Here is a 12,992-nt window from a genome sequence, read left to right as displayed (position 1 = left end):
GCTCCGCTTGGACCACAGCGAGCTGCCGCGTCGGCGAAACCGCGCGGCGGTGCGGGCGGGCGGTCCGGCCGGGCGGCGGACGGAGTCTTGGCGAATCGGTTGCTGGCGCCGTTCCCTTGCGCGTATTCAACCCCCCGACAGCTTCAGCCCAGCCTCTCAGAATCCCCGTGCCGCAGCTCCTTCAGGGGATGCCGAGGGGTCACGAGGGACTGCCCGGTTCGAGCGTCAGCAAGACCGGCCCGTTCACATCGGCATACGGTGGCGGAACGTATGGCGTGGGCTGAGTGCCGCGAAGATCGAGCGAGACGATCGGCCCGTCGGCCGGTCCAAGGGCGAGGTGGTGGCCCGCCGTGTCCAACAACAGGAGCCGGAAGGCGAGTTGGTGCGCCGTGAATTCCGCCAAGGTCTGGATGAATCCGGCATTCGTCGTGTCGCTGTCGACCGGTCGTGTGAGCAGCAGACGGAATTGCTGCGTTCGCGTCAGGCCGGCGTCCCGCACGGACAGCTGATCACCTTGCAGTACCGCCTGAAGGTATTGGTCCGACGTCAGCTCCACGTGTAATGACTTGAGTGTGGGCACGGGGATTTTTTCGTGTGCCGCCAAGAGAGGTCCCGTACCGGGGACCGCGGCTCCATCGTCGGACACGCTTTTCGTCAGCGTGGTGTCCAGCCAGGTGACGAGCGCTTCGGGCGTGGTGGCTCCGGGGCCCGCGGCCAGCAGCTCGGGAGCCTGCCGGTTCAGCGCGGTGACGAGCAGCTGAGTGAAGGTCGCCGCGTCCATCCGCAGAGCGGCCCGGTCGAATTCTCCGTCCGCCGGTTCCACGTCGACCGGTTCCGCCGTGCGACTCTCGCTCGGCTCCGGCTCCGGCTCCGGCTCCCGCTCTGGCTCCAGAGCCGGGGCCGGGTCTGCGCCCACGTTCGATGCGGGGGGCGTCTCCGGCTCGGTGTCGGCGGAGCTGTCCGTCGCGGTCGGCCCGGCGGCGCCGACGGGGAGCGGGGGAACGCCCAGCCCATGCCGTAGCCGGTTCGCCAGGTCGATGCCGGAGACCGCGTCCTGCCCGTGTACGGCGAGGTGTTCCGCGAGCTGCCGTACCGCGTCGCGGAACGCCGCACCCGCGTACCGCGAGTCCACGAGGACGGGGTGGAGGGGCAGGGGCAGGACGAGCGACACAGCCCGCCACCACACCTCGTCCGGGTCGGTGTCCGCCGGCACTCCGGAGGCCCTGGCCGTGGCGAGTGCGAAGTCGTCGTGGGCGGAGCGCCAGGTACGGCGTGAGGCATGTGCCGCGATGGAGTCGAGTGTGTCGTTCCAGGGGCCGGGCCGGACCATCAGCAGTCGTACGTGGTCGGCGGGGCCGAGCCTGCTGTCCCGTACGGGGAGGGAACCGTTGAGGGCGGCCTGGAGCGCGGGCCCCTCCCGCAACGCGACCTCGGCGGCGTTCAGTTGGGCTGTGGTGATGGTGTCGTCGGGTGCGAGGCGCGGCGGGTCGTCGGGCAGGTCGTCGGCTGAGACCAAGGCGGCGGTGAGCCCTCGTTCGGCGTCCGTACGGTCAACACGCGGGACGATCGCCGCCACCGCGGCGTCGGCGGCACGGGCGTCGAGAGCGCGCAGCCGGTCCAGGGCGTTGTCGAGCCGCCGCTGCGCCTGCGCGGCCTCTTTCCGTGCGTCGTGGAGCCGCAGGACGTCCTCGTCGCTCCCCTCGCCCGCCTTCACGCGCTGATGGAGAAGGGCAACGGTCCGCGCCGCCCGGCCGAAGGCGGTGAGCGACTCCTCGTGATCGGCGCGTGCGTCGGCGATCGCGTTGTCCGCGGTGGACTCGGCCGTGGGACCGGTCGGGGCGGCGGTGGAGGTGCCGACCGGGGCGGGCGGAGTGGCGACAACCGTCTCGGCAGGCCGTTCTCGGGTCTGATCCTGGCCTTGGATCTGCCTCTTGGTCCCGTTGTGGTCCTGGGCCTCTGTGTTGGAGGTCGGCGCCGGGGCCGGGGGCGCTGGTGGGGTGGCCTTGGTCTTGACCGGGTTGGCCACGACCGTGGCCCCGAGCCGTTCGGCGAAGAGTTTCGCCACGTTCTCCAGCCAGGCGGTCGCCCGCTCGGGGTCCACGTCCGGCCGGACCTTGTCGCTCATGTAGCGGCCGGACTTGTCGTTCACCGTCCACGCGTCAAGTTCCTTGTCCCACCGGAACTCGCCCGACACCCGGGCCTTACCCGCTGCCGTACGGCCGCTCGTTTCGCTGAACTCGGCGGCGACACCCGTATGCCCGAGCCCGTCCAGGCTGTCGCGCAGCGCCTCCGCGGTCAGCCCCGGATCCTTCTCCCGCATACCGGCCAGGAGCCGGTCGAACTGCTCCTGCTCGATCAGCGCGGACGGCTGCTCACTGCCCAGGACCACCCGTCCGTCCCCTGTGACCGTGTACAGCCACACACCGTCCTGGCTCCGGGTCAGGACCTCCGCGCTGAACTCGTCCAGCGGCACCCACAACGGATTGAGCCGGACGTCCCCGGCGTCGTCCCGCTCCTCGTCCTTGACCCGCTTCGGGGCGACCGTCGCCCCGAAATCCCGTTCCCGGTCGATGGGAGTGGCATCGCTGCCGTCGTAGTGGTTGTTGCCCGAGTAGTAGACCTCGGTCCGTCTGGGGGCCGTCTCCGGCCCCACGGTGGTGAGCAGCCGGGTGCCCGGACCGTCACCGCCGACCAGGACGTCCACCCGCAGGTCGAGGGCCTGCGCCAGCAGAGGTACCAGGACCTCGCCCTCCGGGGAGTTCCAGCGGCTGGACCAGTCGGCCACGGTCCGGCGCAGCGACGCGTACTCGCCGCCGTCGAGAGGCGCGTCGCTGACCGGGTAGGACCGCTCGAGCAGGGTGCGCAGCCCGGTGGTCCCGAGGGAGGTCACCGGCGGCAGCAGACCGCGATCGTCGAGGTAGGTGAACAGGTCCCGGCTCTCGGCCGTACTGGCGACGGTCCGGATGTCCGCGTCGCTGATCCCGTCCTCGCGGTGCGCGGTACGGGCGTTGACGTAGGCCATCCGCAGCGTGGCGTCGCCGAGGGCGTCGAGCGTGACGGCCGTGACACCGTGATGGGCGAGCTGAGCGAGAAGCTGTTCGCGGTCGAGTGCGTCGAACCGGCGTGCCAGGTTCCCCGCCCGGTGTCCCCGGAACTGCGACCGGGTCATGCGGTCCAGCCCCGTACCGCTCTCCTCCGCCCGCCGGAGGTGGTCCAGTACGTGTGCGCGCATGGCCTCGGCCACGACGGGGGACTGGTCGGTGGGCAGGGGATGCCCGGTGCGCCGCCGCAGGTCGTCGTGCACGGCCTCCGGCGAGGAGAGCCACGCGTACGCGGCGGGGTGACTCTCGGAGAGACCCGGCAGACGGTCACGGATGTGCAGCGGAGCACTCGCCATGAACGAGGACAGGACGCATTCCCCGTCCAACGGTACCGACACTCGCCGCCCACGCCCCGGCCCGGCCCCGGACACCTCCGCGTCGGTACCAGCACCGGTGCCGGTGCCCTCACCCGTCTCCTTGCCGATGTCCTTGCCGCCCCCGGGCGTGTCTTCGGGCCGCGCGTCCGTGGCCGGCGTATCCGTCACCGGCACGTCCGTGACCGGCGGCTGCGGGGCGTCCTGGGGGTCAGTGCCCGGCCCCTCGGGCGGCGTCGCGCTGTCCGGAACCGCCGTGTTCTGCTCCGTGTCCGTGTCCGTGACCGGGAGCGCGAGCTGGAAGTGCTTGTCCGTCAGGCTCAGCACGACATGCGGGGGCGCGGGGCCCGGCTCGACATCGAGGTCCGACTCCAGCGTCCCGGCGTTCCGGCCGGAGTCGACGGGCGGCGCGAAGTCCTGGAAGCTCCCGTCCGCCCGGACGACGGTGATCCGCACGCCGAACGCCCGGGAGGCCAGCCCCGGCAACAGGTCCGTAGCCGAGTTGTTCCAGCCCGCTTCCCCTCCCGCCCCACCCGCGCGCCCGAGCTGGGCAGCCGCCAGCCGGGTCCGGGCGTCATCGCTCAGGTCCACGGCGTGCGGGATCACACCCAGCGCGTCGAACTCCCTTCGCGCGGCTGTGTTCTCACCGAGCACCAGCCCCGCTCCGGCCACCTCGGCCGGAGTGAAGGTGTCCGTTCCGTCCACCGTCACGAAGCCGCTCAGACCGCTCTCGCCCGTCTCGCTCAGCCGTGCCGCCAACACCTCCCGCAGCCGTGCCACCGCCGCGTCCCGCGCCCCGGACAGGTCGATGCCGGCCGCCGTGAGCAGATCGCCCCGCCCGGCCCGCTCCAGCCCGTCCAGTAGCACGTGGAAGAACGCGTCGCCGTCCCTGGGCACGTCGTGGAGCGCGTATTCCACCGGCCCGGTGCGTGCGAAGGCCCTCAGGCCCGAGTCCCCGGCCGCGCTCTCCTCGACGACCGGGGCGATCAGGCGGGCGTCCGCTCCCTCGCCGGACCGCCTGTAGCGGGGCGGGACCGCCTTCTCGGTCTTCTTGACCGGCTCGTACGTCACCGCCGGGGGCTCGGCGCGGCCGTCGAGTGTCTTGCGGCCCTCCTCCGTGGCCATCAGCTGGTGCCAGCGGGTGAGCTGGTCGGTGGCGTGGCGCAGCCGGTGGTACTCGGCCGCCAGACCGTTCGCCGCGTCCAGCAGCGGCACCAGCTCCCCGCGCAGCTTCTCGCCCGCCTTCTCGAAGGCCCTGTTCGCGTCCGCCACCCGCTGTTTCGCACTGTCGACCGCACGCAGGGCCCCGGTCAGCCCCTCGACCGCCGCCGCCTCCCGCGCCCTGGCGTCGATCACAAGCGGATCGGCCGACGGATCGGCCGAGCGGCCGGCGGAGGGATCAACGGAAGCGGCGATGGACGCATCGACGGAAGGATCAAGGCGGGGAACAGTGGAGGGACCGCCCGTCGAGGTCACCTCGGCCGGGACCGCCGCCGGGACCGGCTTCGCGGCCGGCGCTGTCGCCGGCGCCATGGCCGCCTCGACCTCGGCCCGCGCGGCATCGAGGGTCCGGCGCGCGGTCTGTACCCCCTCATTCGCCCGGTTCAACTCGACCAGGGCGGCGGTCCGCTCCTCCCGGAGTGCCGAGCCCTCACGGCGCTTCTTCCAGTACGCCTGGTCCGCCGCCACCCAGTCCGCGCTGACCTTCTTGACCGCGTCCCACGCCTTGCCGACGCGCGCGGGGAAACTGGTGTCGCTGATCAGCATCAGTTCGCGGGCGATGTCCTCCCGTATCCAGGCGACGACGTACGCCTCGGACGTCATCGCCTGCGGCCCCGGCCGCGCGAGGCCGAACGTACCGCCGACCTTGTGCGCCGCCTTCGAGTCGACCAGCCCGCGGTGCACGGCTCCGGTGCTGAGCCAGGTGGCGGGCACCGCGAACAGGAACGACCGCCCGGTGTTCGGCTTGAGGTTGCGGGACGTCAGATGGTCATCACCGACCGGGATCCCGTCGCCGTCCAGGTCGTTGGGCCCCGGTCCGGAGATGCCCACCTGGTTGAGGCCCGCCTGGTCGGGGGAGTTGTACAGGAACCCGCCGCCGAGCGAAGAGGACTGGGAGTGCTCGTCCGCCGATGAGGTGCTCACGTTCTCGCCGTGCCGTCTGAGCACCTCGAGCTTGTTGCCGTCACCGACGGTCAGCAGCACCGCGCGGCTGAAGTCGGGCGTGGAACGAAGGGTCAGTTCGCCGACATCGGTGGTGAAAGTCAGGTGCTTCTCGGCCAGCCCCGCCACCTGGTAGCCGTCCGTCTCCACGGTGCGGGGGAAGAACGCGGTGAGCGCCATGTAGCCGGTGCCGTCCTCCAGTGCCTGCGCCGCGCCGCTGCCCACCCGTGTCAGCCCGGTCCGCTTGGCCCGGCGCAGAAGTTCCGTCAGGACGTCGGGGTCGGGTCCGTCCTCGGCCCCCAGTGCCTCGATCGAGAAGCCGGCGTCGTAGGCGCGTGTCAGGAGGAGGTCGTTCGCTGCCCGGATGTTCTCGATTCCGACGATCGCCTTGGGGTGGATGCCGTTCTCGGGGAACGTGAACGGCCGCTCGACACCGTCGCCGTACCGGACCAGGACCGTCCTGTCGGTCGCCGGGAGGGGCGCCGGCCGAGGGGCCCTGGCCAGAGCGGGGTCGGCTGCCGGATCCGCCGCCGGCAACGGGAGCAGCGCGGCCGCGGACCCGGACTCGGGCGCGGGCATCACCGGTTCCATGAGGCTCAGCGGCACGTGCTCGTGCAACTCGCCCACGTCGTGCTCCTCGACGATCCGCTGCCTGCCCCGGAAGCGGTCGAACGCCGTGGCCGTTTCCTCTCCCGGCTTCGCCCGCCGCCCCGCCGGGCCGGACGCGTCCGGAGTGTCGTCCGCCTCCAGCGTGATGCGCATCCGGTAGGGGGTGACCACCGCCGCGTACGGTTCGGTGGACGCTGCCCGGTAGATGGTGATCGACGTGGTCGTGTGGCCCGACGCGACCGTCTTCTTGTGGGAGCCGCCCTCGCTGTAGGTGGGCCCGGCTCCCACCACGTCCGGATTGCCGGTGTACACCATCTGACTGGTGAGGAAACCGACGTCCGCCCCGGACGAGGAGTCCGAGCCCTCCTGGACGGTTTCCACGGCCCGGCGGTTCTCCTCCAGCTCGACACTGTGATCGAGACCTTCGAAGCGGGGCGTACCGGGGATCAGTTCGACCCGCGCCCGCACCCACCGGCCGCCGATCCACACCCCGCCCCAGCCCCAGGCGCCGACCGAGACCGGCGTCGCGGGAGCGGTGGTCGTCATCTCGCCCTTCAGGGCCCGGGTGGCCCGGCCCGACACCAACTGCCGGACCCGCTCCCGGCTCGCCTCGTCCAGACCCAGCTTGCGGATCCGCTCCTCGAACGCGGTCAACGCCCGCGTGGGATCCAGCGCGTTCACCGCGTACGTGCCGAACGAGGTACCGCGCATCCACGGCTGTGGCGCCCACGGCTGGCGCGCGTACCGGGGGACCTCGCCCAGCCCGTCGTCGAGCAACCCCAGCCGGTGCGCGTTCTTCTCGGGCAGATGTCCCAGCAGGCCGCCCGGTGTTGTCACGGAGAGCCCGGCCGTTCCGGCGACCAGCCGAGGGACGAGTGAGCTCGCCGCCGCCGTGGTTCCGATCCGGCCCATCCCGAGCCGGCTCGTCACCATCGCGAACCAGTGGTCCACGTCCCCGGCCACCAGCACCTGGTGGGTGAACCCCTTGCGGTTCATGTCGGCGACGACGGTCCGGACGACGCTGCGGCTCCGTCCGTGCGAGAGGGAGACCGGGTTGGCGACGAGTCCGTAGGTGCCCATGACACCGTGCCCGGGGTGCCGGGGAGCGGCGTACACCAACTGGCCGCCGAAGACGAAAGCAGTGCTGTTGCTCGCCTTGCCGCCCGCCTGTCTGGTCGCGCCGAGCGTCATCTCGGTGTCCATCGACATCGACGGGGTGAGGGCGCGCAGGCCGGCCACGGTGGTCGCGTAGCGGAAGGTGCCCCACAACTCGCCGGCGGGACCCTTGCCCAGCAGCCCGCTGCTCGCCAGCCCCAGAGGGCCCGAACTCTGGTCGAAGCTCGCCGTCAGGTACTGGGGGGTGAAGGTGCGGACGACCGCGTCACGAGTGGGCGCTCCCTCCTTCATGAGCTGCCAGGCGCCGCCCGACGCCTCCTTGAGGACCCGGTCGACGCCGGCGAGCAGTGTGGGCGAGAGCACCATGCTCACGATCACGAACGGGTGCTTGCGCAGCTCCCCGAACAGTGCGGACCCGCGGTCGGCCAGCCGGCCGCCGCCCGCGCCGTCGGCCCCGGCGGGCAGCATCAGGTCGCCCTTGGCCAGCGCGAGGGCGCGTTCCGGTGCCATGGGGACGGGAGCCGGTTCGACGGCCGTGTACGGATTGAGCGCCCCGTCCGCGTGCGGGTCGGCGGCGGGAGCGTGCTGGCTGGGAACGCTGATCAGTACCTTTCCGGCCACCGGGCCGCCGCCCTGCTGGAAGCCCCTCGCCGACCGGCCGAAGAGCACATTGACCGGCTCGTCGAGCACCAGCAGTCCCGGCAGCCCGAGGCCCAGACCACGGACGAGCCCACGGGGCCGCCAGTAGCCGCCCAGGACCGCCGTGAGCGCGATGTCGAAGCGGTACAGGTCCATGGGCTTCGTGGTCACCGACATGGGCTCGTTCCCGACGGTCGCGCCGAACGCACTCTCCACCTCCCGCTGCCACCCCTTGCGCGCCCCCAACGTCAGCCCGAGCGTGTTCTCCCGCATGCCGGCGCTGTCGACGTTGTTGTCACGGCCCGACAGCGTGCCTTCGAAACCGATCTCCGTGCCGCGCTTCGCGCTCACCTGACCGTCCAGCCGGTCGATGCCCTGGGCGCTGAAACGCATCCCCTCGTCGATGTCCCTGCCCTCGTAGCTCCGCCCGGTCAGCTCGCCGTGCACCCAGACGTAGTAGTACGTCTGCCCGACCGCGTCCGGGTCGACGAGACGGATACGGAGACCGGTCGTGGTCAGCGCCTCCAGGCTCGCCGTGACGTTCTGCTGGGACAGCACACCGAGGATCTGCAGGGTGTTCTGGAGCGCCGTCCGGTACCTCGCGGGGTCGGACCACTGCGGGGGCACCGGCCGGCCGCGAGCCGCCTTGAGCAAAGCGCCCGGGTCGCGTTCGAGCAGGTCGTTGAAGCGGGCGCGCCAGCCCTTGGGCGGGTTCGGCGGCAGAAGTTGGTCCAGCGGTGCCACCAGGCCCTGGCGGCGCGCGGCGACGGCGGTCACCACACGGTCGGCGAACGCGTCCAGCAGCGTACGGCCGACCGCGTCCGCCGCCGTCGGCGGGGCGTCGGTGCGCCGCCCGTCGGGGAAGGTGAACTCCTTCACCCGATGCATGCCCAGGGTGCGCGGCCGGTCCACGGTCAGGTACGCGGGGACGCGCGGCGGCCCGCCGTGGCGCAGGGCGAGCCGCGTGCCGTCGTCCCAGCCGGCCAGTCGCCGCGCCTCGGCGCTGGTCATCCGGTCCAGGCTCCAGGTGAGGAACTGCCGTGGCGGGCCGCCGTCCCCGCTCCGTCGTACGTACACCGATTTCACGACTACGTAGAGGGCGGTTCGGGGTCCCTTCACATGGCCCGCCGACTTGGTGGTCCCGGCGCCGCCGAGGCCGGTCGAACGAGTCGTCGCGTAGGTGTACTGGCCGGTCGGGCCGGCCTGCAACCGCAGGTCGAACGCTTCGCCCAGGGGATCGGCGAAGTTGAAGGCGGGTCCGCCGGCGGCCTGCACCGTCAGGCTCTTCCCCTCCACGCGGTTCCGCTCGCTGCGAATGGTGGAGGTGTTGATGTCCCGCATCTCGGCCTTGTCCGTCTCGCCGAACAGGATCGCCGCGCGCGGGATCACCTCCTCCACCACGAAGACGCCGAGCGGTGACTTCCGCTTGTCGTCGGCGAACAGCGGCGGGGTGGTGATCCGGCCGCGCGCCATCGTGCCGCCGTGCCGCTGGAAGCTGTCGCCCGAGAAGAATGTGTCCAGTTCGTGGTAGGCGGAGCTGCCCGGCAAGGCACCGATCCGCGCGGCGGCCCAGTCCCGGATCGCCGCGACGGGGCCGAATCCCTCGATACGGACGAAGCGGTACTGCGCCTCACGGTCCAGCGTCATCGACCGCGGGATCCGGCCCGGCGTCGGCAGCTTCGTCACACTGTCGGGGAGGCGCACCAGCAGCCCGTGGCGAACGGCAAGGCCGAAGAGCGCCTGCCTGCCGGCGGCGCTGCTCGTGTCCTTGGCGGTGTCCGCGTCCTGGACGGGGCTGGTGCTGACGACCGCTCCGGTCTCGGTGGTGTTCCCGGTGGCCGTGTCGGTTCCGGTCCCGAGGCCGGTGACGATGTGTCCGGCGGCGTCAGTGACCCGTACCTCGTAGTACACGCTGTCCAGATACGCCCGGGAGCCGTCGAGGGTACGGGTCTCCATCTGGTTCATGCGCTGGTCCGTCAGCGTGTAGCCGACCTTGTTGATGAAACCGAACCGGACGGCGAGGCGCCCGAATCCACCGAACATGGTGGTGCCGGCGGGGCCGATCGGGCCGCCCGCCCCCCACTGGGCGTTCGCCTGCATGTTCTTCACCAGGCCGAACGTGGCGGCGGCCCGGTGCATGCTGTCGATTTTCGCGGGATGGCCGAAAGCGTCCTTGAAGGAACTCCACCTCCCGTAGTGGCGGGTGGTGATACGGAGAACCCGGACGTTTCCGTCCGCGTCGACGTACGGGAACGGGCGCCCGCCGTCGGTGAAGGTCTTGGGCTTGTCCCGGAGCGTCCGACGGATGTCGGTCAGTAGTTGGGCGGCCCCCTTGCCGGGCTTCGCGGCGGGGATGCGCCCCAACTCGTTCTCGATCACTGCCACGACCTGATCGATGCCGCGCAGGTGGACGTTGCTCTGGCCGAACGTAGCGGGGGTCGCCAGGAGTTGAGCGCGCTCGGCGTCGGTCAGGCTGTGCGGCAGGAGCGCCTGGAGGTCGTCGAGGTATGCCGGAATGCTGTGGCCGTCCTCGAACTGAGCCGGGCTGCGGCGTTCTCGGGACGGGGGCGCCATGTCACGGTCCACCTCCGGTGGATGGCTCTCGGCGAGCAGGTCCGTGATCCACCTCTTGGCGGTGCCGGGGGCCTTGGGCGGCGGGGTGTTCGTCTCGTTCTGGCCTTTCGGCTCCTGGGAGGGCGCTGACGGATCGGTGGACACGACGGACACGTGCGGAGTCGGAGGCCTCACGTGGTCGTGGTCCGGAGGCCTGATGCCGTCGTGGTCGTTGTCGTGCAGCGGTGCGGGGGCAGGACTTTCGGCCTGGGAGGGCGGGTGGACCGGCGGGCGGTCGGCGGGGGCCAGCATCCGCGGCGCGCGTGCGGGGTCGTCGATGCCGCTGGGAGGCCGGGTGCCCCGTGCGGAGAGCGGGTGGTCCCGGAGGACGGCGCCGGTGTCGATGACACTCTCGACGGTGCGCAGGTAGTGGAGGGGAACGGCGATCCCTGCCGGGTCGGGCAGTCGGCTGTGGTCGGCCATGAGGCCATAGCTGTCGCTCTGCCGCACCAGCCGGCGGAAGAGGGCCTTGGCCGACCGGCCCCGGTCGGGTACGCCCGCGTAGTGGAGCAGTTCGTGCAGGGCGGTCGCGTCGTCGCGTTCCCGCTGCTCGTCGCGGGCCTCGGGCGAGAGGGACGTGTCGTGGGTGTGGAGGCGCAGATGCAGCTGGTCGGAGTCGTCCGGCCGGGGCGTCCGGCTCAGTTCGATGGCCTCGGGGTGGTCGGATGCGGGAGTGAGCGTGAGGTCGAGGTGAAGCTGATCGCCCGACTCGGGAAGCAGCAGTCCGTTGTTGAGGTGCGTGGTGAGGAGGCCGTTGATCCGTTCCTGGTACGCGGCGAGGCCGGCGGGGTCGAACCCCTCGCCGAACCGGACCGGCAGGTGCAGGGACACGTTTCGCACCCAGCGGCCGTCGTCGGCCTGGATCCGCTGGACCCACATCCGGACGAGGGTGTCCCTGCCGTCGAGCAGTCCGGGCCCCGGCGGGTTCTGGCCGGGGTCCAGGGCCGGGTCGAACCGTTCGGTCCGCACCGGTACGGCCGGTGCGTCGTGGCGGCCGGCCCGCCACTGCTCGGGCCGTACCGGATCGGCGACGGGCATGGCGGGCTCCGGTGTCCGGGCGGTAGGCGCGTCCCCATCGGGGTCGGCATCGGTATCAGGGGTTGTTATGACATCGCCTGTTATGGCGTCACCTGTCGGCGCGTCACTGTCGAGGACGGTCATGTCCGTGTCGCCGGTCAGGTCGGCGTGAGGCGGCCGTGGGGGCGCGGGCGGCGCCGCGGTCTCGTCCAGTCGCGGGGCGTCGGAGGACGTGCGCAGTCCCGGTGGCGGGGCCGGGGCGGTGTCGGGCCCGGTCGTGTCCGTGGTCGTGCGCGTCCCGAGGTCGGTGACGGTGTCGTCCGTGACACCCGGGGGCGGCGGGGTGAGCGACCGATTCGTACCGTCGGTCAGCTCTTGCTGACGGTCCTCGTCCTGGTCCGCCCGCTGGTCCGGTAGGTCGCCCGGATCGCTCAGGTCGATCAGGTCGCCCGGGTCGTTCAAACCGGTCCGCGGGGACTGCTGCGACTGGTTCCCCGTGCCGGACGTGCCCTGCTGCGCGCCGGGCGGGGTGCTCTGTGTTCCGGGTGCGGGCGTCGTGGCGTTCGGGCCGGTCGAGGTGCTGACGGGGGCCGGCGGTGCGACGGCGCCGGGTTCGGCCCCGGACACCGGCGGGGCGTCGCTGACCTGCTGGTGCGGGCTGTCCTCCAGGCCGGGCTGTCCGTTCGTGTTCCGGCCGGATGTGCCGCGTCCTGGCAGGTCCTCCTGACCGGTGGACTCGTTCTGGACCTCGCGTGTCCCGTCCTGGCCGCTCGACGCGTCGTCGTCGAGGCCGGTCTCCAGGCCCCTGTCGCTGAGCCCGTTCGTGCTGCTCGGGTCCGGGGCGGTGGAGGTCGAACCCTTCGGCGCCTGGATTCCCTGCGGGAGGTCGCTGGGCGACCTCGACGGGTCCGAGGTCGCACCACGTGTCGGATCCGGCGTCAGGTCCGGCGACTCAACCGGCGCCAGGTCCGGCGTGACGTCGGGCGCCAGGTCCGGCGTGACATCGGGCGTGAAGTCGGTGTTCGAACTGGACGAGGGCCCGGGGTTGCGCGCGGACGTCGTTCCCGATGTCAGCGGGTTGGTGTCCGGCAGGGACGAGGCCGGGGAGGTGGAGGGCGAGAGCGATGGCGAGTCCGGCGACGACGTGGGCGGCGGCAGATACGGGACCGGCGACCCGCTCGTGCTGTTGAAGTTGCCCGTGCTGTCGAGGTTGTTCGTGTTGTTGAAGTTGTTCGTGCCGCCCGTGGTGCCCGTGCCGCCCGGTGTCCGTGTACTGAGGTCAGGTGGCGCGGACAGCGCGTCGGTGCCGCCTTGGGGCAGCGTGTTCAGGGTGCCCGGGGAGGAGTACACCGGCGGCGGCGTGTACGGGGGCGGCGCAGGGGCATCGATGCCGCTGCCGAGCCCGTCCGGCAGATCGGAC

At 71.8% G+C, this 12,992-nt stretch carries 1 protein-coding gene; it reads right to left on the bottom strand.

The window, feature by feature from the left end:
• Nucleotides 1–199: 199 nt before the first annotated feature.
• Nucleotides 200–12,922, bottom strand: coding sequence for a hypothetical protein (locus IF99_RS0114635; RefSeq protein WP_234340705.1), 12,723 nt, complete (start codon nucleotides 12,920–12,922; stop codon nucleotides 200–202).
• Between the last annotated feature and the right edge of the window lie 70 nt (nucleotides 12,923–12,992).

The organism is Streptomyces sp. NRRL F-5630 (assembly GCF_000719475.1).
Lineage (GTDB): Bacteria > Actinomycetota > Actinomycetes > Streptomycetales > Streptomycetaceae > Streptomyces.
This window is presented reverse-complemented; position numbering and strand designations above follow the sequence as displayed.